General features: G+C 40.5%; 28 protein-coding genes. 7 read left to right on the forward strand and 21 right to left on the reverse strand.

Translation table 11 applies throughout. From position 1 onward, the window contains the following. Positions 1-119: 119 nt before the first annotated feature. Positions 120-980, reverse strand: a complete 861-nt coding sequence (locus tag MTN97_RS02910; RefSeq protein ID WP_248473648.1) for an IS982 family transposase — start codon at positions 978-980, stop codon at positions 120-122. 172 nt (positions 981-1152) lie between these two features. Between MTN97_RS02910 and nhaB the strand changes: the two genes are divergently transcribed. The 3 genes from nhaB to MTN97_RS02925 all read left to right on the forward strand — a co-directional run bounded on the left by nhaB (position 1153) and on the right by MTN97_RS02925 (position 3657). Further along, a complete protein-coding gene (nhaB, locus tag MTN97_RS02915) occupies positions 1153-2724 on the forward strand; it encodes a sodium/proton antiporter NhaB (RefSeq protein ID WP_138626700.1) in 1572 nt (523 codons plus the stop codon). Positions 2725-2834: 110 nt separating this feature from the next. After that, complete coding sequence (gene dsbB, locus MTN97_RS02920; RefSeq protein ID WP_248473649.1) at positions 2835-3353, forward strand: disulfide bond formation protein DsbB; 519 nt, start codon at positions 2835-2837, stop codon at positions 3351-3353. 1 nt (position 3354) lies between these two features. Further along, entirely contained in the window at positions 3355-3657 is a 303-nt protein-coding gene (locus MTN97_RS02925; protein ID WP_010387958.1) for a hypothetical protein, read from the forward strand. 12 nt (positions 3658-3669) lie between these two features. On the opposite strand, the gene MTN97_RS02930 is transcribed toward MTN97_RS02925, so the two are convergent. After that, on the reverse strand, positions 3670-3978 hold the full coding sequence (locus MTN97_RS02930) for a ComEA family DNA-binding protein (RefSeq protein ID WP_036981798.1): 309 nt from the start codon (positions 3976-3978) through the stop codon (positions 3670-3672). 297 nt (positions 3979-4275) lie between these two features. Between MTN97_RS02930 and MTN97_RS02935 the strand changes: the two genes are divergently transcribed. Then, entirely contained in the window at positions 4276-4575 is a 300-nt protein-coding gene (locus MTN97_RS02935) for a YebG family protein (RefSeq protein WP_036981796.1), read from the forward strand. Positions 4576-4791: 216 nt separating this feature from the next. Here the strand turns inward: MTN97_RS02935 and putP are convergent, their stop codons facing one another. Further along, positions 4792-6303, reverse strand: coding sequence for a sodium/proline symporter PutP (putP, locus tag MTN97_RS02940; RefSeq protein ID WP_036981794.1), 1512 nt, complete (start codon positions 6301-6303; stop codon positions 4792-4794). Positions 6304-6648: 345 nt separating this feature from the next. On the opposite strand from putP, the gene MTN97_RS02945 reads away from it, so the two are divergent. After that, positions 6649-7872, forward strand: a complete 1224-nt coding sequence (locus MTN97_RS02945) for an EAL and HDOD domain-containing protein (RefSeq protein WP_248473650.1) — start codon at positions 6649-6651, stop codon at positions 7870-7872. Between the two features lie 52 nt (positions 7873-7924). On the opposite strand, the gene MTN97_RS02950 is transcribed toward MTN97_RS02945, so the two are convergent. The 10 genes from MTN97_RS02950 to ccmA are packed head-to-tail and all read right to left on the reverse strand — an operon-like array spanning position 7925 to position 15640. Further along, entirely contained in the window at positions 7925-8656 is a 732-nt protein-coding gene (locus MTN97_RS02950) for a VacJ family lipoprotein (protein ID WP_036981790.1), read from the reverse strand. A gap of 9 nt (positions 8657-8665) precedes the next feature. Continuing rightward, complete coding sequence (gene ccmI, locus MTN97_RS02955; protein ID WP_248473651.1) at positions 8666-9922, reverse strand: c-type cytochrome biogenesis protein CcmI; 1257 nt, start codon at positions 9920-9922, stop codon at positions 8666-8668. Then, complete coding sequence (locus MTN97_RS02960) at positions 9923-10384, reverse strand: cytochrome c-type biogenesis protein (RefSeq protein WP_036981786.1); 462 nt, start codon at positions 10382-10384, stop codon at positions 9923-9925. Beyond that, positions 10381-10953, reverse strand: a complete 573-nt coding sequence (locus MTN97_RS02965; RefSeq protein WP_248473652.1) for a DsbE family thiol:disulfide interchange protein — start codon at positions 10951-10953, stop codon at positions 10381-10383. The genes MTN97_RS02960 and MTN97_RS02965 overlap by 4 nt, the downstream gene beginning before the upstream one ends. Beyond that, positions 10950-12911: a heme lyase CcmF/NrfE family subunit gene (locus tag MTN97_RS02970; protein ID WP_248473653.1), complete on the reverse strand. Its 1962-nt coding sequence runs from the start codon at positions 12909-12911 to the stop codon at positions 10950-10952. Before MTN97_RS02970 ends, MTN97_RS02965 begins: the two co-directional genes overlap by 4 nt. Position 12912: 1 nt before the next feature. Next, positions 12913-13392: a cytochrome c maturation protein CcmE gene (ccmE, locus tag MTN97_RS02975; RefSeq protein ID WP_008465420.1), complete on the reverse strand. Its 480-nt coding sequence runs from the start codon at positions 13390-13392 to the stop codon at positions 12913-12915. Beyond that, positions 13389-13592: a heme exporter protein CcmD gene (ccmD, locus tag MTN97_RS02980; protein WP_008112240.1), complete on the reverse strand. Its 204-nt coding sequence runs from the start codon at positions 13590-13592 to the stop codon at positions 13389-13391. The genes ccmE and ccmD overlap by 4 nt, the downstream gene beginning before the upstream one ends. A gap of 2 nt (positions 13593-13594) precedes the next feature. Beyond that, the gene (locus MTN97_RS02985) at positions 13595-14332 is read right to left on the reverse strand and encodes a heme ABC transporter permease (protein WP_010387946.1); all 738 of its coding nucleotides are present in this window, start codon (positions 14330-14332) and stop codon (positions 13595-13597) included. Between the two features lies 1 nt (position 14333). Beyond that, positions 14334-15020, reverse strand: a complete 687-nt coding sequence (gene ccmB, locus MTN97_RS02990; protein WP_028833998.1) for a heme exporter protein CcmB — start codon at positions 15018-15020, stop codon at positions 14334-14336. Next, complete coding sequence (gene ccmA / locus MTN97_RS02995) at positions 15020-15640, reverse strand: cytochrome c biogenesis heme-transporting ATPase CcmA (RefSeq protein WP_139129351.1); 621 nt, start codon at positions 15638-15640, stop codon at positions 15020-15022. The genes ccmB and ccmA overlap by 1 nt, the downstream gene beginning before the upstream one ends. Before the next feature lie 113 nt (positions 15641-15753). On the opposite strand from ccmA, the gene MTN97_RS03000 reads away from it, so the two are divergent. Together MTN97_RS03000 and MTN97_RS03005 are read left to right on the forward strand one after the other, a co-directional pair. Beyond that, complete coding sequence (locus MTN97_RS03000) at positions 15754-17919, forward strand: flagellar hook-length control protein FliK (protein ID WP_248473654.1); 2166 nt, start codon at positions 15754-15756, stop codon at positions 17917-17919. 2 nt (positions 17920-17921) lie between these two features. Then, complete coding sequence (locus tag MTN97_RS03005) at positions 17922-18230, forward strand: EscU/YscU/HrcU family type III secretion system export apparatus switch protein (protein ID WP_054201705.1); 309 nt, start codon at positions 17922-17924, stop codon at positions 18228-18230. Positions 18231-18257: 27 nt separating this feature from the next. Here the strand turns inward: MTN97_RS03005 and MTN97_RS03010 are convergent, their stop codons facing one another. From MTN97_RS03010 to MTN97_RS03045, 8 genes are read right to left on the reverse strand one after another with little or no spacing between them, the layout of a single operon-like run. Then, positions 18258-18659 carry a DUF2802 domain-containing protein gene (locus MTN97_RS03010; RefSeq protein WP_054201706.1) on the reverse strand — a complete coding sequence of 134 codons (402 nt, stop codon included), beginning with the start codon at positions 18657-18659 and terminating at the stop codon, positions 18258-18260. A gap of 18 nt (positions 18660-18677) precedes the next feature. Beyond that, the gene (locus tag MTN97_RS03015; RefSeq protein WP_008112225.1) at positions 18678-19175 is read right to left on the reverse strand and encodes a chemotaxis protein CheW; all 498 of its coding nucleotides are present in this window, start codon (positions 19173-19175) and stop codon (positions 18678-18680) included. Between the two features lie 21 nt (positions 19176-19196). Continuing rightward, positions 19197-19919: a chemotaxis protein CheW gene (locus tag MTN97_RS03020; RefSeq protein ID WP_248473655.1), complete on the reverse strand. Its 723-nt coding sequence runs from the start codon at positions 19917-19919 to the stop codon at positions 19197-19199. A gap of 3 nt (positions 19920-19922) precedes the next feature. Then, positions 19923-20693 (reverse strand): ParA family protein, encoded by a 771-nt coding sequence (locus MTN97_RS03025; RefSeq protein WP_008112222.1) that lies wholly within the window; start codon positions 20691-20693, stop codon positions 19923-19925. Positions 20694-20708: 15 nt separating this feature from the next. Next, positions 20709-21668 carry a flagellar motor protein MotB gene (locus MTN97_RS03030; protein WP_248473656.1) on the reverse strand — a complete coding sequence of 320 codons (960 nt, stop codon included), beginning with the start codon at positions 21666-21668 and terminating at the stop codon, positions 20709-20711. 5 nt (positions 21669-21673) lie between these two features. Then, positions 21674-22438: a flagellar motor protein gene (locus tag MTN97_RS03035; RefSeq protein WP_248473657.1), complete on the reverse strand. Its 765-nt coding sequence runs from the start codon at positions 22436-22438 to the stop codon at positions 21674-21676. Beyond that, positions 22431-23567 carry a chemotaxis response regulator protein-glutamate methylesterase gene (locus tag MTN97_RS03040; protein WP_248473658.1) on the reverse strand — a complete coding sequence of 379 codons (1137 nt, stop codon included), beginning with the start codon at positions 23565-23567 and terminating at the stop codon, positions 22431-22433. Before MTN97_RS03040 ends, MTN97_RS03035 begins: the two co-directional genes overlap by 8 nt. 53 nt (positions 23568-23620) lie before the next feature. Further along, positions 23621-25819 (reverse strand): chemotaxis protein CheA, encoded by a 2199-nt coding sequence (locus MTN97_RS03045; RefSeq protein WP_248473659.1) that lies wholly within the window; start codon positions 25817-25819, stop codon positions 23621-23623. Positions 25820-25822: the final 3 nt, after the last annotated feature.

Raw genomic sequence — 25822 nt, forward strand, 5'->3', positions numbered from 1 at the left:
ACTTTACTTGTATGATTCGCTAGTTTTACCGATAGGTTTTAAACACAATATGAATGCCAACCTATTATTCATACCAGACACTTTGACTATTATTATTTAACCTCAGATCTGCATAAGAATTAAAGCCGAGTCACTTTAATACTCGGCTTTTTAGTCTGAAAGGTATAGGCAATTAATCCAGCCATTAAATTAACCATAAATGAGATGCAGCTGCGGTGCCTTGTATGGTCTATTTGAGCCATATTTTTCAGTTGGTCGAAAACTGTTTCAATGATAAAACGCTTTGATAACATCGCTCTATCCCAAGATGATATTGGCTGACGTTTCATATTACTTCGTTGACCTGTAATAAAATCAATGCCTTGCTCAGCAAGTTCCGCTTTTAGGTTTGCAGATACATAACCTTTATCAGCGTATAAACTACCTGTAACATTATCGACCATATCTAACACCGGCTTTCTATCATCAACATTCCCAGCTGTCACTTTTACTGCTAATAAACCACCTTCATCATTCATGATGAGGTGAAGTTTAAACCCATAAAACCAGCCCATTGTTCCTTTACCCCGCTTGGCTTTTCCCGCGAAAACTTGGTGGCGAGGAATACGCATGTTGTGACACACCTTGAGAGAAGTAGAATCGATAAATGCAATGCCTGTTGGTTTATCAAAGCGCTGCTTCAGATAGCTACACAGAGCAGGTAACGTGGCCTGAAGTAACTTCAACATACGTGTATAACTGACTAAATCAGGAAAATAATGTCGCCAATACTGACAAACAAATTTGGTGTAGTAAGTTTTAAAGTCGCGATAACCTGATTGATGAAAGGCAATTAATATAGTCATCACTTCGCTAGAGGATAGTCGAGACGGCTTAATGCGTTGCTTCTCACCTGATTCTATTAGGTGTTTAAGCCACTGAGGTTCAAACAATAAACAAAAATCATCGACATCTACGTAAATTGCATCTAAGTTATTCATGCCCTTGCCTCGGTAATCTTATGTTTCTTGGTCGAAAGATCTGATCACCGCAAGGGCATTTAGTTCCATTTCTTATGTGCAGCTCAGGTTATTTAGTTGTTTACACCCTCTATAGACTGGACTAAGTTAATGACATTAACCAGACTATTAAACGCCTTCCTAGGGAAAAATCATGCAACAGAGTGTCCCATCTGCAATATTTATAAATTTTTTAGGTAAAGCACCTCAATGGTATAAATACACCATTATTGCATTTTTAATAATTAACCCGCTGCTGTTTCAATTAAACCCTTATTTGTCTGGCTGGGTACTGGTTATTGAGTTTATTTTTACACTGGCCATGGCGCTCAAGTGTTACCCACTGCAACCTGGTGGTCTACTTGCCATTGAGGCACTATTAATTGGTATGACATCAACCATGCAAGTTGAACATGAAATAGCACAAAACCTAGATGTGCTTTTATTACTTATTTTTATGGTTGCCGGTATTTATTTCATGAAAGATCTGCTGCTGTATATTTTTACCAAGTTAGTGGTTTCAGTAAGAAGTAAGACCGTTTTATCGCTTGCCTTTGCAATAGCTGCTGCGTTTTTATCAGCTTTTTTGGATGCCCTGACTGTAATGGCGGTTGTTATTGCGGTGGCCATGGGCTTTTATAGTATTTATCACAAGGTGGCTTCAGGAAAAGATTTTATCAGTGAGCACGATATTAACGATGATAACCAAGTAAAAGAGGTAAACCGTCAAGAGCTTGAAGAGTTTCGTGCTTTTTTACGTAATTTACTCATGCATGCCTCGATTGGGACCGCACTTGGCGGCGTGTGTACTATGGTTGGTGAACCACAAAACTTAATTATTGCAGAGCGAGCAAGTTGGCTATTTGGTGAGTTCTTTTTAAGAATGCTGCCCGTTTCTTTACCCGTGCTTTTTGCGGGCTTATTAACGACCTTTTTATTAGAAAAAACAAAAACCTTTGGCTATGGGGCAAAACTGCCAGAAACAATTCATGCTATTTTAAAAAACCATGCACAAACACTTGATAAAAAACGCACCAAACGCGATAGAGTTAACCTCACAATTCAAGCACTTATCGCTATCTGGTTAATTACTGGCTTAGCGTTACATTTAGCAACCGTGGGCTTAATTGGTTTATCGGTCATTATTTTAGCCACGTCGTCGGCCGGCATAATAGAAGAGCACCAACTCGGTAAAGCCTTTGAAGAAGCCCTCCCCTTCACGGCACTACTTTGTGTATTTTTTAGTGTGGTTGCAGTAATCATCGATCAACAACTCTTTACTCCTGTGATTACTTGGGTACTAACATTTGAAGGGCACTTACAATTGGTGATGTTTTTTATCGCTAACGGATTGCTTTCAATGGTCAGTGATAATGTATTTGTCGGCACTGTATATATAAATGAAGTTGCTGCAGCTCTAAAAGCAGGTCAAATAACTCGAGACCAATTTGATTTACTTGCAGTGGCGATAAACACCGGCACAAACTTACCCAGCGTGGCCACCCCTAATGGTCAAGCTGCTTTCTTATTCTTACTGACATCAACACTAGCTCCCGTGTTACGCCTATCTTACGGTCGAATGGTGTATATGGCTTTACCTTACACTTTTGTGCTTACCTTTGTTGGGTTAAGCGCGACTTATTTTGGCTTGAGTGAAATAACCAGTTTGTTTTATGATTGGGGGATAATACAACACCACATCCCTGTAGCGAATTCTGGGCATTAAGAACTTCCCCGACTTTGAGGAGCTAGGAAATTTCATAGCTCCTCCCTTTTACTTGCTCCGCTGTTTATCCTACGTCATAATCTAAGCCCTTATTTAAATACGGATTTGTTATGAACTGGCTTGCTAATCTAAGTACTCAACGTACACCTTGGTTATTATTCAGTGGGATTGTTTTTCTGCTTGAAGTCATCGCGCTCTTTTTTCAATACAACATGGGGTTAGCACCGTGCATTATGTGTATTTACCAACGCACCGCGGTATTAGGTTTACTTTTTGCAGGTATTATTGGCGCCAGTAAACCAAACAACCTCGTAGTCCGTATTGTTGCCTATACAACATGGGGGATTTCAAGTGTATGGGGGCTACTAATAGCTCGTGAACACATTGAAATGCAAACAACCACAGACCCATTTGCATTTAGCTGTGAATTTGAGCCAAATTTTCCAGAATTTATGCCGTTACATCACTGGATACCGCAATTTTTTGAAGCGACAGGTGATTGCGGAAATATAGATTGGCAATTTGCCAGCCTAAGTATGCCAGCATGGATGGAAATTATTTTTGTACTCTTTACCGCCACACTGTTTATATTAGTGGCCAGTCGATTAATTACTAAAAAGTCACTTTAATATGTTTACTTTTTTTTCAAGCCAAGTTGATGAGCTTAAACATTTAAAAGTTCGTCAACGACAAACTGTTATTGCGATCTCGTTAAGCATGCTATCACCCAGTGACAGGGTCTTTATACGCATACTAAAGCTGATGCTATTAAGCCCATTCTTTTTAATATTTACTCTTTTCGAAGGTTGGTTACTGGTGCCCTTTTTAATTGTAGCTGGGTTGAGCTACCCGCTACTAACCGCACCAGTAGATATTAACTTTGCTAAAAAGCACCTTGGTGCTGCCTTAAAACAGTTTGATCAGGGCGCATAGCGCCCTTTTAAGTTAAAACGCCACCTTTCCATTAAGTTTGGCTAGCATTTTTTTACCCACCCCTTTTACTTTAGCTAGATCTTCAAGTGATGCGAAATCACCATTAGCTTCTCTATAATCGATAATTGCCTGTGCCTTTTTCTTACCGACACCTGGTAACTTGATTAACTGTTTTAAATCAGCAGTATTAATATTAACCATGGCTGATTGCATCTGCTCTGATTGCATCTGCTCTGATAGCATATCGCTTTGCGCAAAGGTGGTACCCATAGGTAATAAACATAAAGCAGCTGCTAACGAGATTATTTTAATTAATTTCATACTATTTCCTTTTGCGTTCCTACATGAACATTCATTGATTACTTACACCCAGCACTTTTAGATAACGTTGTGGTTACTAAGTACTAACGGTAACAATCACTCCTTGCGACTCCTTTACTGCAACGCGTTATAAAGTGACTTAATAAATAAAGTAGAGTTACTCTTTATTGTCAACCAAGCTGCAGATAAACTAAGGCTAAAGCTTGCAAAACCACGCGCAAGCTTGTACTGTATATAAAAACAGTAATCTAATGATTTAAAATAATCATATTGCCACGTAAGTAAGCAGGAGAAATCATGGCTGTTGTTGTTAAATATGTTGTAGAACGAAACGGAGTCGAGCGCATGACGTTTACTACTAAAAAAGAAGCTGATGCCTATGACAAAATGCTCGATATTGCCGAGTCACTAGAACTCATGCTTGAAAAAGTAGATGTGCCACTAAGTGAACAACAAGTTGAGTCGCTTGCACTTGAGATTGCGAAAAGTAAAGACGACTTTATGGCGGTACTTAAGGGGGCTAAAGAAGTACCTGCAAAAGCTAAAAAAGCAAAGTCAGATAACGTTGCTGATATAAAAGATAAAGCAGCGAGCTAATCTAAAAAATAGTATGCAGCTTATAAGCCGCACTACTAATTTATGAAACTGAATTCGTGATTCGTATTCAGTTTTTTTATGTCTTTAAGTAATAATAACGAGAAGCGAGTAAGACATCACAATTTGCTATTGTTACAAGTCAGTCAATAAAAAAATGCCAACCAGTTAAACTGGTTGGCATTTTTTTTAAACCAAAACTTTACGTTAGCTAATCACTTACAATGACGATTCAACTTCATCAAACAGATCAGTAATTTCTTTTTTCGGTTCAGCTGTTACGAGGCTTCCTACCACAATAGCAATACTCGCTAAAATGAAGCCTGGGACGATTTCATAAATTACACTGCTTAAGCTCTCACCATTAATGGTAATAGGCGCATAAATCCATACAAGCACTGTTAAAGCACCAATAACCATACCGCTAATAGCCCCTTTTAAGTTCATACGTTTCCAGTAAAGACTAAACAAGACAAGAGGACCAAATGCAGCACCAAAACCAGCCCACGCGTTGCTAACTAGATCAAGTATTGAACTATTACGGTCATACGCTAGGTAAATAGCAAATAACGCAACCAGTATTACGCTAATACGCCCTACTAATACCAGCTCAGTTTGAGAGGCATCACGGTTTAAGTAAATCTTGTAGAAGTCTTCAGTTAACGAACTTGAACACACCAATAATTGCGATGAAATCGTACTCATAATCGCAGCTAAAATAGCAGCCAGTAGGAAACCTGCAATTAACGGGTGGAAAATTAATTCAGCCAATACTAAGAAAATTGTTTCTTTATCGGCAATTGGCATTTGATTTTCAATCATGTATGCAGCACCGAATAAACCGGTAAATACTGCACCAATGGCAGATAAGGTCATCCAAGACATACCAATACGACGCATGGTTGGCATTTCTTTTACTGAACGAACAGACATGAAACGAACAATAATATGAGGCTGACCAAAGTAACCTAAACCCCATGCCATTGCAGAAATAATAGCAATGGTAGAACCACCAGCAAACCAGTCAAGCATACTTAAAGAATGAATTTCGCTTGCTTTAGGCGAGCTTAGTAACTGCTGATAATTTGCATTTGCTAAGGTATCCATAAATGGTTGGTCAAGCATCATATAAGTGGCAATTGGCACTGCTAACAACGAAATAAACATGATACAGCCTTGCACAAAGTCTGTAAGGCTAACCGCTAAAAAACCACCAAATAAGGTATAAACCACTACCACACCTGTGGTGATGTATAAGCCCATTTCGTAGCTCATTTGAAATGAGTTTTCAAATAACTTACCACCGGCAACAACACCCGATGAAGTGTATAAGGTAAAGAAAACAATAATTACTATTGCAGAGATAACACGTAGTATATTTTTGTTGTCATCAAAACGGTTTGCAAAGTAATCAGGAATAGTAATGGAGTCATTGGCTTTTTCAGTATAAACACGCAGCCTTGGGGCGACCAGAAAATAGTTTGCCCATGCACCTAATACTAAACCAATTGCAATCCAAACTTTACTCAACCCAAATAAATACATTGCACCAGGTAGGCCCATTAATAACCAACCACTCATGTCTGATGCACCCGCTGATAAGGCCGCAACACTGGGGGCTAAATTACGACCACCAAGCATATACCCTGAAATATCACTGGTAGATTGCTTATATGCGTATAGCCCTATTCCTAGCATTACAATAAAGTACAATGCCAGTGAAATAATCATTCCTGTTTCCAAATTCGCCTCCACTTAAAAAAGTAATAACAGGCTTGTAATCCAAATAATGACTCTTGAGATTTTATAATTAAGACAGTATTGGAATAAAAGCTTTCTAGCCAACTATAACACGGTAATTGCTAATAACTCCAACCCGCTAATTTAAGTAGATAAAAAACCATCTATTCGCTCGCTTTTAAAACAAATAGAATTAAAAACAATGAGTTTAGATTTATAAAAATCACCTAAGCCATGATATTTTATTAATAATAATTCATTTTACCGATGCTATTTTGAATGTTTTCCAATATATTATTACAATGTTAATCAATTTCAACTGTTTCGGAATCTTGTATGTATTTTTACGCTGCTCGCCAACCTATTTTAGATCGCAATAAGGAACTAATTGGCTACGAGCTTTTATTTCGTGATGGAGTAGATAACGTATTTCCGAACATTGACGGCGACGAAGCAACGTCTCGACTGATTGAGGGCAGCCAGTTTAATTTTGGTCTTGAAGATTTCACCGATAATAAACCCGCTTATATTAACTTTACTTTAGACACCTTATTAAAAGGCTACCCCACGCTGTTAGACAAAAACGGAGTTGTGATTGAAATACTAGAGTCCGTTCAGCCAGGAAAACGTCTGCTAGCAATAGTTAAAGACCTAAAAGAGAAAGGGTACACACTCGCCCTAGATGACTATGTCCATCAACCGGTATGGCGTCACTTTTATCCGTTTATTGATATCATTAAAGTTGACTTTTTAACGTGCGATATGGAAACCGTTAAAACGATCATTAAGGACTTAAAACCTTACCCACATATCAAATTACTTGCAGAAAAAGTTGAAACTTACGAGCTTTACAACCAAGCTTTTGAGCTCGGCTTTGAGTACTTTCAAGGCTTTTTCTTTTCAAAACCCGAGATGGTGCAAAGTAAAACCTTACCGCCATCTGGCATGGCACTGGCTGAACTACTCTATGAAACATCCAGTGTAGAAATGGATCTTAAGAAGATCACCGATGTATTTGAGCGTGATGTTAACTTATCTTACAAGCTCTTGCGCTATTCAAACTCAGCAGCATTTACCCGCCGCTTTGAAATAGATACTATTAAACAAGCACTGATTGTCTTAGGTGCCAATGAAATCAAAAAACTACTATCTTTGCTATTTGCAGCACAAGTATCTGCAGATAAGCCATTAGAGCTTATTAGACTGTCGCTAACACGGGCACGTTTTTGTGAGTTGTTAGCTATTTCACATAGCAAACTTAAAGATACAGGTATGGCGTTCTTAACCGGCATGATGTCGCTTATGGATGCGATATTAGATGAAGAAATGGACAGCATAATGCTTAAATTGCCTCTGTCTAATGAGATAAAAACAGCGCTGTTAAAAAATGAAGGACTACTTGCTGAATACTTAAACTTGGTCACTCTGTATGAGCATGGTGATTGGCAAGCTGCGAACGACAAAGCTCAGCAACTAAACTTAGGTGATGAAGTGTCTGATGCATATCACGAAGCTCTCAACTGGGTTAGTGAGCAAATGCAGGTGATGATTGATAGCTAAATTATTACTAATTAAGAAAAAACGCCAGCATTTGCTGGCGTTTTTGTTTTAATTAAAGGCTTTCTAAGAAATCTTCATCAAAATCTTCAGGCTCTTCTTTTATTGGCGGATTACCATCAAATAGCTCGTATAATTGACGCTGAAAGTAAATGTCTTTAATAAACAAGTAGGGGTCTAACGAATCATTCAATAAACCTTCCTGAGCCATTAATGACGCACGTGCTTCAACTGCTTTTAGTGCAAACACTAAAATAGTTTGTGGTGTAGTCAGTGCTATTTCAGGCAGTACAAGGTTATCAACAACATCACCGGTTAGGTTACGTGCGGTAGATGGCCCCATTGCTGGGATCATTAAATAGGCACCATCACCTACCCCCCAAACACCTAATGTTTGACCAAAGTCTTCATCGTTTACCTCAAGCCCAAGTGAGCTGGCTACATCAAAAATACCAAACACACCCACCGTTGAATTCACTAAAAAACGCGCAAAATTAATTCCGGCACTACTTGGTTTTCCTTGCAGGCCGGCATTTATAATATCAACGGGTGCGGTAATATTATCGGTAAAATGTACAATACTGCGACGAACAGGCTGTGGTGTAACAGTGATGTAACCCACAGCTGCTGGCCTTAAAATATAGGTGTCGAGTACGTCCATATTAAAGTCATAAATAGGTCTATTTACGCTTTGTAAGGGATCGCGCTCATCATATTTACTCTCGGGTACTTGAACACAGCCCGATAAAGTGAGTAAACATAATAAAAGTAAGCCTTGTTTTAACATCTCAAATCCTTAAGGTATTAATGTATTAATGTTCAGTTGCACTTGTCGCACATCTTTACGGTTCAGTACTTCAGAGTGGCCTTCAAGCTCACCAGTACTTGGCATCACTGAATCATCATTAGAAATACGCGCAGAAATAACAATTTCATTAGCACTGGATAAATTTAGCCCTGCCATCATGGCATTAGCATCGCTCAGCTCAACCGTAATTGGAAAGCTATAGTCTGTTAGTTTGACCACGGCTAAAGGCATCGGTGATCCCTTAGCCGCTTTAGCAAACACAAACAAAATACCGTTATTGGGCTGTTTGTCTGCAAGTTGGCTATTGATATCAACGGTAACTTGAATACTTTGAGCCGCTAACTGCTCGCCACTGGTTACCACGTTTTGCTGAGCAATTTGTAGATCGATTTCGCTAATACGTTGGTTGATCATAGCGTAGCGCGTATCAGACTCATCCATACTTGCAAGTAGCACCTCAAACGCTGCCTTTGCCTGTAGCCAGTCTTTTCTCTCAAAGGCAATCAGTGCAAGTAACGAAATCGCATCAAGGTTATTTGGTTGAGCTTGCAGTACTTTAGAAAGCATACCCGCTGCACGAGTCATGTTCTCTTCACTGCCCTCAAGTAATAGCACCTGAGAGTAGCTAACAAGCGCTTGCATATTATCAGGGTTTATTTTTAATGTTTTATCGAATGACTGTTTCGCCATATCAAATTCATTTAGCATTAAAGCAACACGTCCTAACAACATCCAAGCCACTTCATCATCACCGCTTTGACTTAATTTAGTACGCAGTGCTAGGGCAAACGCTTGTAACTCATTTTTAGTTAATGGCTCGCCCTTTTGCATTACGGCGCGCTGACCATAATCGGCCAAGTTATCCATTGCATCATGCCAAGCTGCAATTTGTTGCTGGCTGCCTGTCATTGCATAGAAAATACCTGCTAATGCAATTAAAAACGCCGCGCCTGTTAAAGCAAATATACGATTGTCACCACGGCTATTTAGTGACTTCTCCGGCGATAATTCATTAAGTAAACGGCGTTTTAATTCAATAATAGCTTCGCTGTGATTTTGCGAGTCTATACGTTGATTATCTAAATCTGCCTGTAATTCAACTAAACGCTGTTCATAAATGCTGATAAGCTGTGCATTGGCGTTATGGGTGATGGTTACTACGCGCTCTTTTTTTAAAAAAGGCACAATAATAAACAGCAATGCAATAAGTGTGAGTAAAGCAAAAGACGCCCACATTAAAATCATTTAACTTTGCTCCTGATGTTTATTTTGTTTAATCAGCTTATTGAGCATCACTTCATCAGCGTCACTCCAGGTTTGTTTTACCGACGCTTTACGTTGGCGAATCACGATAAAGCCAAACCCAATTATTACAATGAGTACCGGAAGTACCCACAGTATTAACGTAGCCGGCGTTACCGGTGGATCGTAATGAACAAAGTAGCCATAGCGGTCAATCATATAGTCAATGACTTCATCTTTGCTTTTACCATCTTTTACCAACGCCAGCACTCGCTCGCGCAAGTCTTTTGCGACAACGGCATCAGAGTCAGCAATATTCTGGTTTTGGCATTTAGGGCAACGTAATTCTTTTGTTAGCTCTTCAAAACGAACCGCTTGTTCGTTGCTATCAAACTGATAACGATCTTGCTGAGCAAACGCAGCTAAACTAATAAATAAGCTAAGGGTTAATAAAAACAATCTCATGGCTGCAGCTCCTGCATAAGAGGCGCAAACTTAGCGCGCCAAACTCGAGGGTTTATATCACCGGTGTGGTGTAACAAAATAGTGCCATTTTTATCTACTAAAAATGTCTCTGGTGCACCGGACACCCCTAAATCTAAAGACAATGAACGTTCTAAATCTAAAATATGAAATTGATAAGGGTCGCCCGCACGTAAAAGCATATTACTCACATCGTCACGCAGTGCTTGCATATCAAACGGGCCATCAAAATCGGCGTCGTAACTTTGTACATAATACAAGCCGATAATTTTAACCCCTTGCTCGCGTAGCTTAGTTAAATAACCAAGCTCAGCTAAACACGTTGGACACCATGTGCCCCATACGTTTAGTAAATACACGTCACCCTTTAGCTGCTCATCAGTCCAACGTTTATCGTCTTGCATTAAATCAGGTAAATTAAACGCAGGCACCGTTTGACCAATTCGCCCTGTTTGTATTTCCCGCGGGTTGGCAAACAACCCTTGGTATAAAAACACACAAATAAAGATAAAAATTAATAAAGGAGCAATTGCGATAAGTTTACGGTTCATACTGCCCCCTCTATTTCATCTTTTCGCGGTAAGGCGCGATAGCGCTTATCGAATAAAATCACAAAACCAGCGAGTGAGATCAGAATACCGCCAATCCACATCCAACGTACAAATGGCTTATGGTAAATGCGTAATGACCATGCCCCTTCACTTAGTTGCTCACCAAGCGCAAGATATAAATCACGAGTGAATCCGGCATCAATAGCGGCTTCGGTCATAAATTGCATACCAATATCGTAACGACGCTTTTCTGCATATAAACGCGTTACAGTGTCATTCCCTTTTAATACCGTCACGACACCAGCATGACCACTGTAGTTTGCACCACGAATCGTCTTCACACCTTCAAAGCGGTATTGATACTGGTTAAGCTGCACGATATCGCCTTGCTTCATCGATACATCACGCTCAACTGAATATGCCGAGGTGAGTGTAATGCCCGCTATAACAAAGGCTAAACCAACATGCCCCAGCACCATTGCCCAATAGCTTAAACCTAAACGCTTTATACCGAGTTTAACCGAGCCATGAACCGCTGCTTTGGTATATAAATCAATAAAAGTGGCAATAAATATCCATACACCTAGCGTGGTTGCTAAAAGTGTTAATGGAGTCACTACCTCATAGCTACTAAATAACCACGCACAGGTAGTGATAATACTGACTAATGCGCCTACAAATATTTTATTTTGTAAAAAGGCCCACTTATTTTGCTTCCAACGCAGGAAAGGTCCAATGCCCATTAAAATAGCAAATGGCACCAGTAAAATAGCAAACATTTTATTAAAGAAAGGTTCGCCAATTGAAATACTGCCTAGCCCCATTTCCTTGTGCACCATAGGTAATAATGTACCTAACAGTACAATTAATGTAGCAACCACTAAGAAAATATTGTTTAACCAAAGTGCCACTTCACGCGATACAAATTTATAACGCCCTTCACTTTTAACTTGTGAGACACGCAAGCCATATAACGCTAAACCGCCGCCAACAACTACGGCCAAAAAGCCAAGGATAAATAAGCCACGATCAGGGTCTGTTGCAAAGGCATGCACCGAAACAATAATTCCTGAGCGAACGATAAAGGTGCCTAGTAAACTTAATGAGAATGCCGCAATAGCCAGTAACACTGTCCATGATTTAAATACGCCACGTTTTTCAGTCACACTTAAAGAGTGCAGTAACGCGGTTGCAACTAACCATGGCATGAGTGATGCATTTTCAACAGGATCCCAGAACCACCAGCCGCCCCAGCCTAGCTCTGAATAGGCCCACCAACTACCTATAGTGATACCTAAGGTTAAAAAGCCCCATGCCGTCATTGTCCATGGGCGTGACCATTTTGCCCAGGTGTTATCAAGCTTGCCGGTTAACAACGCGGCAATAGCAAAGGCAAAAGCAACAGAAAGACCGACATACCCCATATAAAGTAATGGAGGGTGAATGATCATCCCTGGGTCTTGTAATAATGGATTTAAATCGCGTCCCTCAACAGGGAAATAGGGCAGTAAACGTTCAAACGGACTTGAAAGTAGCAAGGTGTACATCATAAATCCGACACCTAAAAAGCCAAGCACACCTAATACGCGAGCACGAAGTACCCAAGGCAGTGACTTTGAACGCAAAGCAACAACGGCGGTCCAACCGGCCTGCATTAATAACCACAGTAAAATAGCGCCTTCATGGCCACCCCATGTTGAGGTTATTTTATAATACCAAGGCAAGGTGCTACTTGAGTGATACGCTACATAAGATACGGTAAAATCATCGGTTAAGCTGGCATAAATAAGCGCAGCAAAAGACAAAGCAACAAATGCAAACTGACCAATAGCAAGTGATGGCGCAGCGCGCATCAGACGAAGGTTTCCTGTGTGTGCACCCCAAAGTGGGAAAATACACAACAGCACACTGAGTACCATGGCCAATGTTAGGGAAAAATAACCAAGTTCTGGGATCATATTAGCTCCCGCTATCTAAATTGTATTTTGGTTTCTCATGCTTAATTCCTTTTACTGCCTCGGCAACCTCAGCTGGCATATATTCTTCATCATGCTTGGCCAACACTTCAAATGCTTCAATCACGTTAGGCTCTACTAACACACCTTGCGCAACAATCCCTTGCCCTTCACGAAATAGATCAGGCAAAATTCCTTGATAACGCACCGTGACCAATGGGCCAGTATCAATCAACTTAAAGCTTACCTGTAAGCTTTGCTCATTTCTTTGCACTGTACCAGGGACAACCATACCGCCAATGCGGAGCTTTTGTCCTATATGAGGCTTTTCTTTATTCGGGCCTTTACCATCAATTAATTCACTGGGGGTGTAAAACAAATTAATGTTTTCTTGTAAGGCGTACAACACTAAACCAATTGATCCACCAATACCAAAGAGTACGGCAATAATAACCAAAAGGCGTTTTTTACGTCTAGGGTTCACGAGGTTTGCTCCTGCTTAGAATTTTTAATTCGAGTTTCACGCGCAATTTGCTGCTCTACCGACGCTAAAATTTGTTTTTTGTCGCGTAACGAGCTAAATAAAATGCCTAATAAAATTAATGCGCATGTACCAAAAGAAAGCCATACATAAAAGCCATAGCCTCCCATTGCAATAAAATCTGAAAACGAGTCAAACTGCATAATTACCCCTTAGTTAACAACTGTCGCACCCATGGGCGGTGCTTTTCACGGTGTAAAATTTCATTTTTAAGACGAATTAAAGTCACAGTACCAACAAACGCGGCAAAGGCTAAAATATTAATCATTAACGGCCAAAACATACTTGGATCTACCGCGTCGCGGTTAAACTTAGTGATGCTTGCCCCTTGATGCAGGGTATTCCACCATTCCACCGAAAAGTGAATGATAGGCAAGTTAATAACCCCAACAATAGCTAAAATAGACGCGGCGCGACCGGCTGATTTTTTATCTTCAAAGGCATGGTACAAAGACAACACCCCTAGATATAAAAATAACAAAATGAGTTCAGAGGTCAGTCGTGCATCCCATACCCACCAAGCACCCCACATAGGTTTACCCCACGCAGCACCGGTGATTAAGGCTATTGCGGTCATGCAGGCACCTACGGGTGCTATTGCAATCACCGCAAGCTCTGCATTGCGTAATTGCCATACAAGCGCAACAATGGCTGCAATCGCCATTGATGAATAAGCGCCCATAGATAAAATAGCGGAGGGCACGTGAATAAAAATAATACGGTAACTGTCTTTTTGTTGGTAATCGGCAGGAGCAAAACCTAATCCCCAGACCCAACCAACAACCATACTAATAACCGTTACTACTGCAAAATATGGCAGTAGAGTATTGCATAATTGATATGCTCGCTCTGCTTTCGCATACGGATGTAACCACTTCCACATATTAACTTACACTCACTTTTAATGCTGATGATATGGCAATTGGCGCACTGATAGTCGCAACGACTAACATCGCACCAAGGATTGCAAGCTGACCACTATAATCCAGCGACATAGTGCTGGTATCAATAGCGGAAGTTGCAAAAATTAAAACCGGAATATACAAAGGCAAAACGAGCAGACTCATTAAAATGCCGCCTTTTTGTAATCCCACAGTCAAACCCGCCCCTATTGCGCCAATGAAGCTCAATAAAGGCGTGCCCAATAATAGCGTTAATAACGTTGCCACTAAGGCAGTCGTTTCTAAATTTAGTAGTAAAGCAAATAAAGGGGTCATTAGCACTAACGGGAGGCCGGTGATCACCCAGTGTGCAGCTACTTTGCCCAGCACCGTTAATGATAAGGGGTATGACGAAGCAATGAGCTGCTCCAAAGAGCCATCGTGGTAATCATCTCTAAACAGTTTATCAAGGCCAAGCATGGTCGATAATAAAGCCGCAACCCAAATAATGCCCGGGGCCATTCTTGATAGCAAGCCTGGCTCAGGCCCTATGGCTAATGGAAACAGTGAGATAACAATTAAAAAAAACAAGATAGGATTAACTATTTCAGCGCGCTGACGAAAAGCGAGCTTAACGTCTTTGCTAAATACCGCGACAAATAACTGCCAATATGAGTGCTGTCGTGTCATTAGTGGCGGTACTCCAAAGTCAACGTTTGTAAGTCACTAAAGTGAGTGGTTAAATCTTGGTGTGTTGTTAACAAAATAGCGCCCCCCTTTGATAAGTGCTCAGTAAAACGTTGCTGTAAAAAGGCAACCCCGCTTTTATCTAGCGCCGTGAAAGGTTCATCTAAAACCCATAACTTGGCCTCAGATAACCATAATCGAACGAGAGCCACTCGCCGCTGTTGACCCGCAGATAACGTTCTTACAGGCACATCTTCCAGCCCTACTAAACCTAATTTACTTAATAAAGGGTATAAGTCAGGAGTATCAACATAACCATTAATAGCCAACCAATGTGCTACATTTTCAAGTGCGGTAAGTTGTACGTTAACACCGGTTTTATGGCCTATAAATAATAAGTCTCTGGCATATTCGTCATAATATTTTTTGATAGATTGATTTAGGTATAAAATATCACCTTCATCCGGAAGCGAAAAACCAGCAATAATGCGCAATAATGATGTTTTACCAGCCCCATTAGGACCAGCTAACTGCATGATTTGACCGCTTTTAAGGCTAAAATTAAGTTCATCAAACAAACAACGCTCTTGCTTGATACAAGTAACGGACTTAATGTGTAACAAGATGACGATTCTCTCTGCCAAAAATTAGCGGTAAGTCTACCATAATGATAGGGTAATACGAATATTGCTTTAGAATCGATTTACTTAAAATACAGAAAACTTGATATAAAATAATGAATACACCAACGCACATCACATTGTCTAACCCACAGGTTAGTAATCAAACAACTGATTCTGGTAAGGCTGCGTTAGCAACACTGCCACCTGAAGTGCTGACGGCAAAAAATATTCAGTTTTCTAAAGATTCAGTCACGCTTGATGTGTTTATGAATAAGCATTGGCAAACGATTCGCCTTGGTACAACTGAGACACCCGTAAACGTTGAAAAAATAGCAAGCGCTAACATACAGTTAAGTGCAGATGGTAAAAGCTTAACCATCATCCCTAACAATACAACTTTAACAATTAAACAACCGGCTCAGTTGCAACGATTTTTAAATTTTATAAACACCCAAAGTGATATTCAAAACAGTCCACTATCACTTCAAGTGGTATTACAACCTACACCAAAGTTGGTCATTGAAAAATTTAATGCCAGTATTGCTATTAATAAACACGTTGCACAATTACTCGCAGATGAGCCTTTAATAAAGGGGATGATTGAAACGGATAGCAAAGGTACACGACTTAATATTATTAACCGTTTTACTGATATAGTGCACTCACAGCCAATAAACCAAGCCAAACTAACAAAGTTGCTTGCCAGTAATTTAAGCCCAGCTCAGCTTCATGCTATGCCTAAGTTTGCGGTATTAAGCCCAAACTCTTTTAAAGACTCATTAACTATTAACCTAAGTCACCGACAATTAAGTGAACTACCTACCATCCCGACTAAGGTAAACATTACTCACCAAGCAGATAAATTACTGATCAAAACCGCTTATCATAATATGACTGTGAGCCTTAAAAACTCATTTAGTAAACCGTTTAATGAGATGCTCTCTTTGCAACAATCGCAAGGCCTAATTGATCACTCGCCAAGTAAACAGCATCCGCTCAGCACGATAAATAGTCCGATACAATCATGGTTGAAAAGCAGTTTTGCTGATTTTAAAACGCGTATTTTAGATGCGGTAAAGTACTTTGAAAGCAAGCCATTTACGACCTCGGTAAGCTCATCTCAAAAACCAGAATTTACAGGCAATGCTCAGCAAAAATGGCTCACCCCAATGCAAAAAATTGACATGACACAATTAAAAAACGTGTCAAATTTAGCGCCGCCCCTAATGCAATTTACCCAGCAAATAAAATCAAGCGTTTCTATGTGGCAAAAACAACCGTTATTAGCACACGCTTTATCTCCTTTAGTGACTCCTTTTTCATCCCCATCAACTAACGCGGCTACATTAGGTCAGAGCTTACAGCCTTTAGAAAGACTCTTATTAGCGACGGTTGTAAAACAAAGTCCAAGTACCTCAATAGAACAAAAAGATGCGACAAAGCAAATAGTAAGCAGCCAACTTAATACCATTACAAGCAAACTGACTGATCAAGGAACCGATTTAAACCGTTTAGTTAATCAGGCCTTTAATCGCATGTTGTCAGATACTAATTTACACCCAGCAACCATACAGCGCGAAATACTCAGCACCATAAAGCCCACACAACTTCAAAGCGACATTTTACAGAGCTCGTTTAATAGAGGTGTTGAACAGCTTTCATTAAGCATTTTAGCCGCGCCTATCATTAACCAAAATCCAAGTGCAGTGAGTATTAATAATCAAACGGGTTTAGAAGCTTTACTGCAGGTTTTATTACCGACGTTTAAAGTGGGTAATAGCGCCAATAAATTGTTGGAACAATTACAGCAACCACAAGTACAAGCATTAGCAGGTGAATTAACCCAAATTAAGAACACATTAAGCCAAGTGCAAGCTCCCGTTTTGAGCCAGCAGCCTGACACTAACTCCTTAGTGCAGTTTTTATTGCCTATGAAACTGCCACCAGAGGCGGCACAAACAGAAATATCGTTAGGACAATATAAAAAGCCAAACAATGACAAATTAGTGGATAAAAACGTGTGGTTTGTAAGATTAAATTTTGATTATGCTGAACTAGGTAAGCTGCAAATAACCGCAGAGTTGATGGACAAAGCATTAGATTGTCAGTTATTAGCGTCCACTCAAGCTGTGAGCGCGTTGGCTCATCCACACCTTGATAATTTACGCTCAAAACTAGCAAAACAGGGCTTACAAGTCGGCGATCTTAATTTGAAACGCGCAGATGACAACCATCAAGCATTTTACCAATCCCATGCCATTATAAATATTAAGGTTTAGCCATGACGGATTCATTTAAAAACAATTCAGCAATTGGACTGCTCTACGAAACGGGTAATTCACCCACCGTAAGCGCTAAAGGGTTTGGAGAATTGGCGGATGAAATTATTGCCCTAGCTAAAGATAAAGGTATTTTAATCCATCAGGATGAAGCACTTGCAAATACACTTTCGAAATTAGAGCTTGGCGAAGAGATCCCTAAAGAGCTTTACTTTGTTATTGCTGAACTGATTGCTTTTTCATATGTGGTAAGAGGGAAATTCCCGCCCGGATGGCAGGACTTTCAAGGAAAGCTCAATATAAAAGCATGAGCCAATATGATAAAAACAAAAAAGGCGCTAAGCGCCTTTTTGTTTGTGTAAAGAAAATAACAGTTCTGCTTCGGCGCGGGGTAATTCACACTCGCGAATAACCTCATCTAAATCAGCACCTAGCTCAACCATTTTTACTGCTCGAGAGTATATTTTAGCATCAGGGTCATCGTATTTTTGAGCTGCTTGTTGCTGTATCAGCTCTTGGTTTTGTTGTTCTACCTCAAGCACTCGTTTACCAATACTCATTAACCCAGTTCGTAACTCAGAGACTTCGCTACGTAAAATATTAATCTGCTCTGATGAATCTTTAAATTGCTGTAATTGTGCGCCAAGCTCATTCGCATAACGCTTTTTAAACATCACAATTAACAGCAGCGAGAATAGCCCAAATGCCAAACCCGCAATTGCAATACCAAGTAATAACATAATTTTATGTAGAGAAGCTTATATATCGCTTAACTCATCCCATTCGTCATCACTAAGTAGCTTGTTTAAATCAACTAGAATAAGCAGCTCATTATCGCGGTTGCATACACCTTGAATAAATTTGGCACTTTCTTCAGTACCTACGTTTGGCGCACTGTCAATTTCAGAGCTACGTAAGTACACAACCTCAGAAACGCTATCGGCTAAAATACCAATCACTTGCTCTTCAGCTTCAATAATTAAAATACGTGAATTATCCGTCGCTTCAATATCAGGTAAACCAAAACGAGAGCGAGTATCAATAACGGTAACAACATTACCACGTAAGTTAATAATACCAATCACATACGAAGGCGCACCTGGTACAGGAGCAATCTCGGTGTAACGCAGTATTTCTTGCACTTGCATTACATTTACGCCATAAGTTTCATCTTCTAGCTTGAAAGTAACCCACTGTAAAATCTCATCATTATTATCTGCATTTTTCTTAGCTGACAGTAATTTATCTTCACTCATGCTCTTACCTCGTAATGGTCATTACTTGTGACGGCTATCTAAGCCTTTCTCTAATAGTGCGTTTAAATTATTAACATCTATTAAAGCACACATTTTTTCTTTAATTACTCCAGCAAGCCATGGGCGCTTACTGTTATTTGTACGCCATTTTACATCTTCTTTACTCAATGTAATGTTATTTATTAGTTTTTCTGCTAATAAACCCCATTGGCTATCACCTAAAGTGATGAGGTATTGATAATTTAAAGATGCCTCTAACTGCTCATCGTACTTTTCAGGCATAACCCAGCGAGCGGTATCAACAACATTGAGCTTTTCTTCTCGGTTTATCATAACCCCTTTAAACCACTTAGGCTTGCCAAATAAATGATTTACTTCTCTAAGCTCATGAATGCCACCTAAGGCTTTTAGCGGCACCGCTAAAGTAAGCCCTGCCACTTCAAAAAACAGCGCTTGAAACTCACCATCAAAGTAGTCAGCTTCACCACCTACAGCCACCTCTTGCTCAGGCACGACGTGTTGCTCTTGGAGAGTGTCAATTTCTACATTCGATACTTGCTTATTAAGCTTTTTAACTTCAACAACAGGCTCAACTATTACTGGTTGTTCTTTTTGCTCTTCATACGTTACCTGCTCAAGCAGTTTAGCAACAGGCTCAAGGTCTTTTGTTGGTTCGTCATCAGATAATAACGCCCCTAAGTACTGAGTGACTACTTTTTCATTAGCAAATAATTGCTTACTCATTTATTAACCTTGTTTTATTAAATATTTAAGTAATGCTTTATAAGCATAGACTCCACGCGCATTTGGGCAAAAATCTACCGGTACTTTTTGCGCTAAACTTGCATCTCTAAATTTAGTATCAACAGGAATAACGCCTGGCCATACTTTTTCTTTATACGTTTCTTGTAATGTTTTATAGGCCTCAAGCGATGCTTTGGTTCGTTTATCATACATAGTTGGAATGATAGTATATTCATAGCTTTTCGCTTGAGAGGTTTGCATTAACTCCATAGTACGCATCATTCTATCGAGCCCTTTAAGCGCCAAAAACTCAGTTTGCACCGGCACTAACACTCTTTCACAGGCAGCAAGCGCATTGACCATCAATACACCTAAAACAGGTGGGCAATCTAAAATTGCGTAATCGTAATACTCGCTAATTTTAGCCAGTGTTTTTTTTAAAATCAGGCCCATTCCCGTTTTATTACCCATGCTACGGTCAAGTGTCGCGATCGCCATAGTTGCAGGTAAAATATCAAGGTTTTCAATTGTTGAGGGGCATAATGCTTGTAATATTTCTTCGCTTTTCATACTCGAGCCGCGAGTAAAAATATCGTAAACACTGACCTCTAAATCTTCTGAATCAATACCAAAGTAATAGGTTAGTGAAGCATGAGGATCTGTATCAATCAATAACACGCGCTTGCCTTGAAGCGCAAGGATCCCTGCAAGGCTAACCGCTGTAGTGGTTTTGCCTACTCCCCCTTTTTGATTGGCTACTGTCCAAACTTTCACATTACATCCTAATTACTATTCGTTGCGCGTTGTAACACGGATGCCACCATGCGGTAAACGGATTATTTTTATTGTATCATCTTGGGCAGGTAGCTCAATTTCTGGCTGACTTTGCTCTGATACTGAAATTGATGATTTCGTTTGTTCATCAGAGGGCTCTGGTGCTAAACCATATTTAGAAAGTGCAATCACGACTTTACGGTTTTCGGCACGCCCAGCTTCGGTATCATTATCAGCAAAGGGCGAGTATTGACCATACCCCTCAATGGCCATGCGCGCGGATTCAATGCCCAAACGCTCTAGCTCAACTAATATTGAGGTTGCACGCGCCACTGATAACTCCCAATTAGAACGAAATATTTCATTTCGTATGGTTTCGTTATCTGTATACCCGCGTACTCTTATATAGTTATCGACTGATGCGATGATTGCTTCAATTTTTTTTACAATCTCTTTGGCCTTATTATGTGCAACAGCACTACCACTGGCAAACAACAATCCGGAATTGAGCTCAATAACCAACCAGTCTTGGCTTAGTTCTAAGCTAGCCTCGCCACTGCGTATCTCATCAATCAGCGACGATTGTAATTTAGCCAATAAACTATCCAGCGGCTCACCTAAGTGGCGTTGACTAATATTGCTATTGTCACTTTGACCATCGAGTAACATTGGGCCTTGCTCTTGCTCTTGAATACTTTCGCCATAGAGTATTTCAGCCTCAGGGGTCACCCTTTCAAGCAATAAAGCATCACCATTTACCCCGTTACCCTGCTGAGAATATTGTTTCGTTGACTTATCAAAAACATGCTCCAGAGAATCAGATAGTACTTGTAGATTGTCTTCTTTATTTATTGAAATGGCATACAATACAACAAAAAATGCGAACATAATGGTCATGTAATCTGCATAGGAAACTAGCCAACGCTCAGTGTGTTGATTTTTAGTGTTTTGATGACGTAAGCGACGGCGCAACATAACCGCTAATTTGCCTGAAAAATTGGACGTTCAACGCGGTAAGCTTCAAGCTTTAATTCTATATTAATAGGGCTCTCACCTTGGCTAATGGCAATAACGCCTTCAGCTAGCATTTCATGGTAAAGCATTTTTTGCTCAACACGTTGCTTTAATTTATTGGCCATGGGCAAAAACAGTAAATTAGCTAAACCTACGCCATATATAGTAGCAATAAATGCAGTAGCAATGCCCGTCCCTAATTGCTCAGGATCATTAATAAATGACATGGCTTGAATCAATCCAAGCACAGCACCTAGGATACCGATAGTCGGGCTGTAACCTCCCATCGCTTCATATACACGGCTAGCTTCAAGCAATCGTTCTCGTTCAAGTAATAAATCTATTTCAAGGGTATCGCGTAGTTTTTGCTCTGAACAGCCATCAACTAATAAACTCAGTCCTTTGGCGGCATAGGGATCTGAATGCGCAAGTGCTTCGTTTTCTAATGCTAAATACCCTTCTTGACGGGCTTTATGCGACCAGCGTTTTACTTGCTCAATAGCATCTTCAATATCGTGCTCATCAGTAACAAAAACCCAATGTGTAATACTAAGCATTTTTTTAAATGTATTGGCTGATGTTTGCAGCATAACCGCCCCCAATGTACCGCCTAATACAATAATTAATGCTGGCCCATTAAACAGCGCAGATACCACACCTCCCTCTAAAGAATAACCTATTGCAATAGCACCTAATGCAACCAATAACCCTAAAATAGAAAGCTTATCCACAGCCAACCTCTCTTTTTAAGCGCACCGCCACATCATGAAGGCCTATGTTTTCATTTGCTAATCCAGCACTAGCTACTGCTTGCGGCATACCATAGACAACACAACTTTTCTCATCTTGAGCCCAAATTGTAGCGCCAGTTTGTTTAAGCATGCGAGCACCGTCACGACCATCTGCGCCCATACCAGTTAAAATAATGGCAAGTACATCGCCTTGATACGCTTTTGCTACACTAGCAAAGGTAATATCCACACTAGGCTTATAGCTAACTCGTTCATTTTTATCTTCAAATACACGTAATGTTCTGTTTGAACCTCGTCCTTCTACCATCATTTGCTGTCCGCCTGGCGCTAAATAAGCACAGCCTGGTTGCAGTCTATCGCCTTGCTGTGCTTCTTTTACTTTAATTTTACACAAGCTATCTAATCGGGTCGCAAACGCAGGTGTAAATGCAGCTGGCATGTGTTGTATGAGTAGTATTGGGTGTGGGAAATTAGCAGGTAACTGAGTCAATATAGTTTGCAGTGCAACTGGTCCACCTGTTGATGTGCCAATAGCAATTAATTGATATTGCTTACCACTAGCACGCGTTGATGTGCTACTAGAAGGCGTTGGGCTTGCGCTTTTAAAGCTACGATCAGGTTGCACTATAGGCTTATTAGCAAAGCGCTCAGAGGTGCTTGGCGCTGGTTTAAGACTTGGAGCAGCAGGCGCTCTGATAATACTACCATTTCGCTGGCGGCCTATTTCTTTAACTTTATTTTGTAATAGCTTTATTGCGTCGTCGTTATTACGAGCAATATCTTCAAACTTTTTCGGTAAAAAATCCATCGCGCCGGCATCAAGTGCATCTAAGGTGGCAGATGCGCCTGCGCGTGTTAACGAGGAGAACATTAAAATAGGAGTGGGGTTACTCGCCATGATCTCTTTAACCGCACTAATACCATCAAGCACCGGCATTTCAACATCCATGGTGATCACGTCAGGTCGTAATTGAGCTGTTTTATCGACAGCTTCTCGACCATTTACAGCGAAACCTATAACTTCAATGCCGCTGTCTTGTGCAAGAATTTCACTCACTCTGCGGCGAAAAAAGCTTGAATCATCAACTACTAAAACTTTAACAGCCATTTCGCTCTCTTATTCAATGAATGGGTAGGCATAAAATATATGCCTACTTTTAATTATCCAGCGTAATGCTTTAACATACTTGGCACATCTAATATCAGTGCAATGCCACCATCAGAGGTGATTGTTGCACCTGCCATACCAGGCGTCCCTTGAAGTAATGCGTCTAAAGGCTTAATTACCACTTCCTCTTGACCAATAAGCGAGTCAACAACAAAACCCACTTTTTGAGTTCCTATTTGCACAATAACCACATGACCTTGTGCTTTTCGCTGACCTCTATCAGCCCCTTTGATGAGCCAATGTTCAAGGTAGAATAACGGAATCGATTTTTTACGAACTATTATAGTAAGCTGACCATCAACCACATTGGTCTTTGTTAAATCCAAGTGGAATATTTCACTAACACCCGCCAGCGGCAAAGCAAATGTTTGTTCGCCAACCACTACCATTAAGGTAGGCAGTATTGCCAGTGTCAGTGGTACTTTAATCTCTAAAGTAGTACCTACGCCCATCTCTGATTTAATATTTACTGAGCCATTGAGTTGAGTGATTTTTGTTTTAACCACATCCATACCAACGCCACGGCCAGAAATATCTGAAATCTCTTCTTTAGTTGAAAACCCAGGTGCAAAAATAAGGTTATAAGCTTCGGTATCAGAAAGACGACTCGCTTGGTCGTGATCAAGCACCCCTTTGTTAATGGCAATCTTTTTAAGCTTTTCAGCATCCATACCAGCACCATCATCTTGGATAGTAAGCAAGATATGATCGCCTTGTTGAGACGCTGATAAAGTAACAGTACCGGTTCTAGGTTTACCTGATGCTTCACGAACGTCTGGCATTTCAATGCCATGATCCACTGAATTGCGCACTAAATGCACTAACGGATCAGCAAGCGCTTCCACTAAGTTTTTATCTAAATCAGTGTCCTCGCCTACCATTTGCAAGTTGATATCTTTATTCAATGAACGAGCTAAATCACGTACCACACGTGGGAAGCGGCCAAATACTTTTTTGATTGGCTGCATTCGTGTTTGCATTACCGCACCTTGGATATCAGCTGTCACTACATCTAAATTAGAAATTGCTTTACCCATGGCCTCGCTATCAGAGTTAGTCGCTAGACTTACCAAACGATTTCGCACAAGTACCAGTTCACCTACCATGTTCATTATTTGGTCTAAGCGTTTGGTATCAACTCGTACCGTTGTTTCTGCCGGTGGAGGCGCTGCTTTTTTAGCGGGAGCTGCTTGTGCCGCAGAAGCCGGCTCTGGTTTAGGCTGTGGCTTTGGTGTCGCAGCAGGCGCAGGTTTATTCTCGACTACAGGTTCTGGTTTACTTACAGGAGCCGGTGTTTCTATCGATTTAGGTGCACCTTTACCATGAAGCTCATCAAGTAACGCTTCAAACTCGTCGTCACTTATTTCATTATCGCCCGAGCTTTGCTCGTTACTTGGTGGAGCCACAGGAGCTGATGGTGTTTGTTGTGGTGTACTTGAGGTTGCTTGGCTCACTTCGCCAAAGCTGCCTACACCATGAAGTTCATCAAGTAGGCTTTCGAATTCATCGTCAGTTATATCACCACTGACATCATTGTCACTTGATGATGATTGTTTTTCTTGTGGGGCTTGCCCTTTTCCATGAAGTTCATCAAGTAGGCTTTCGAATTCGTCTTCGGTTATTTCATCAACCTGAGACTCAGTACTGCTGCTATCTGGGCCGCTAAATAATTCATCAAAAGCAAACGGGTCTTCTTTAGCATCGTTGCTCGGTTGCTCTGCAACTGGTTCAGGCTCTACCGATGGAGTTTCCACAGAAGCTATATCTTCAACCACAGAATCGCCGGCAAGCTCTTCTGCTGTCGGTGGCTGCCCAAGTTTGTGAAGTACAGCAAGTAATTCTGGATCCGCAGGCTCTGGCTGGTCACGATTTTTAATCGTGGCAAACATTTCATTAATGGTGTCCAGTGCTTGTAAAATCACATCCATTAATTCAGAGTTAACTGTTCTTACACCTTGGCGCAGTAAATCAAACACATTTTCAGCACCATGACATGCATCAACAAGCTCTGTCATAGCCAAAAAGCCAGCGCCACCCTTTACAGTGTGGAAACCGCGAAATATTGCGTTTAGTAGCTCAGTATCATCTGGGTTGTTTTCCAGTTCTACTAACTGTTCAGATAAAAGCTCAAGGATTTCTCCGGCCTCTACTAAAAAGTCTTGTAAAATATCTTCATCGACTTCAAAGCTCATGCA

The sequence above is a fragment of the Pseudoalteromonas sp. 2CM36K genome (assembly GCF_023161865.1).
Lineage (GTDB): Bacteria > Pseudomonadota > Gammaproteobacteria > Enterobacterales > Alteromonadaceae > Pseudoalteromonas > Pseudoalteromonas tetraodonis.

What these genes read in the sequence shown, in the direction of transcription:
- ccmB (WP_028833998.1), bottom strand. Translation starts at nt 15,020, where the DNA reads ATGACACGACAGCACTCATATTGGCAGTTATTTGTCGCGGTATTTAGC.
- MTN97_RS03005 (WP_054201705.1), top strand. Translation starts at nt 17,922, where the DNA reads ATGACGGATTCATTTAAAAACAATTCAGCAATTGGACTGCTCTACGAA.
- MTN97_RS02935 (WP_036981796.1), top strand. Translation starts at nt 4,276, where the DNA reads ATGGCTGTTGTTGTTAAATATGTTGTAGAACGAAACGGAGTCGAGCGC.
- MTN97_RS02930 (WP_036981798.1), bottom strand. Translation starts at nt 3,978, where the DNA reads ATGAAATTAATTAAAATAATCTCGTTAGCAGCTGCTTTATGTTTATTA.
- MTN97_RS02960 (WP_036981786.1), bottom strand. Translation starts at nt 10,384, where the DNA reads ATGAGATTGTTTTTATTAACCCTTAGCTTATTTATTAGTTTAGCTGCG.
- MTN97_RS03010 (WP_054201706.1), bottom strand. Translation starts at nt 18,659, where the DNA reads ATGTTATTACTTGGTATTGCAATTGCGGGTTTGGCATTTGGGCTATTC.
- MTN97_RS02965 (WP_248473652.1), bottom strand. Translation starts at nt 10,953, where the DNA reads ATGAACCGTAAACTTATCGCAATTGCTCCTTTATTAATTTTTATCTTT.
- MTN97_RS02925 (WP_010387958.1), top strand. Translation starts at nt 3,355, where the DNA reads ATGTTTACTTTTTTTTCAAGCCAAGTTGATGAGCTTAAACATTTAAAA.
- MTN97_RS03040 (WP_248473658.1), bottom strand. Translation starts at nt 23,567, where the DNA reads ATGGCTGTTAAAGTTTTAGTAGTTGATGATTCAAGCTTTTTTCGCCGC.
- MTN97_RS03030 (WP_248473656.1), bottom strand. Translation starts at nt 21,668, where the DNA reads ATGTTGCGCCGTCGCTTACGTCATCAAAACACTAAAAATCAACACACT.
- ccmD (WP_008112240.1), bottom strand. Translation starts at nt 13,592, where the DNA reads ATGCAGTTTGACTCGTTTTCAGATTTTATTGCAATGGGAGGCTATGGC.
- nhaB (WP_138626700.1), top strand. Translation starts at nt 1,153, where the DNA reads ATGCAACAGAGTGTCCCATCTGCAATATTTATAAATTTTTTAGGTAAA.
- MTN97_RS02950 (WP_036981790.1), bottom strand. Translation starts at nt 8,656, where the DNA reads ATGTTAAAACAAGGCTTACTTTTATTATGTTTACTCACTTTATCGGGC.
- MTN97_RS03020 (WP_248473655.1), bottom strand. Translation starts at nt 19,919, where the DNA reads ATGAGTAAGCAATTATTTGCTAATGAAAAAGTAGTCACTCAGTACTTA.
- MTN97_RS03045 (WP_248473659.1), bottom strand. Translation starts at nt 25,819, where the DNA reads ATGAGCTTTGAAGTCGATGAAGATATTTTACAAGACTTTTTAGTAGAG.
- dsbB (WP_248473649.1), top strand. Translation starts at nt 2,835, where the DNA reads ATGAACTGGCTTGCTAATCTAAGTACTCAACGTACACCTTGGTTATTA.
- MTN97_RS02945 (WP_248473650.1), top strand. Translation starts at nt 6,649, where the DNA reads ATGTATTTTTACGCTGCTCGCCAACCTATTTTAGATCGCAATAAGGAA.
- ccmI (WP_248473651.1), bottom strand. Translation starts at nt 9,922, where the DNA reads ATGATTTTAATGTGGGCGTCTTTTGCTTTACTCACACTTATTGCATTG.
- MTN97_RS02970 (WP_248473653.1), bottom strand. Translation starts at nt 12,911, where the DNA reads ATGATCCCAGAACTTGGTTATTTTTCCCTAACATTGGCCATGGTACTC.
- MTN97_RS02985 (WP_010387946.1), bottom strand. Translation starts at nt 14,332, where the DNA reads ATGTGGAAGTGGTTACATCCGTATGCGAAAGCAGAGCGAGCATATCAA.
- putP (WP_036981794.1), bottom strand. Translation starts at nt 6,303, where the DNA reads ATGATTATTTCACTGGCATTGTACTTTATTGTAATGCTAGGAATAGGG.
- MTN97_RS03015 (WP_008112225.1), bottom strand. Translation starts at nt 19,175, where the DNA reads ATGAGTGAAGATAAATTACTGTCAGCTAAGAAAAATGCAGATAATAAT.
- MTN97_RS02910 (WP_248473648.1), bottom strand. Translation starts at nt 980, where the DNA reads ATGAATAACTTAGATGCAATTTACGTAGATGTCGATGATTTTTGTTTA.
- MTN97_RS03000 (WP_248473654.1), top strand. Translation starts at nt 15,754, where the DNA reads ATGAATACACCAACGCACATCACATTGTCTAACCCACAGGTTAGTAAT.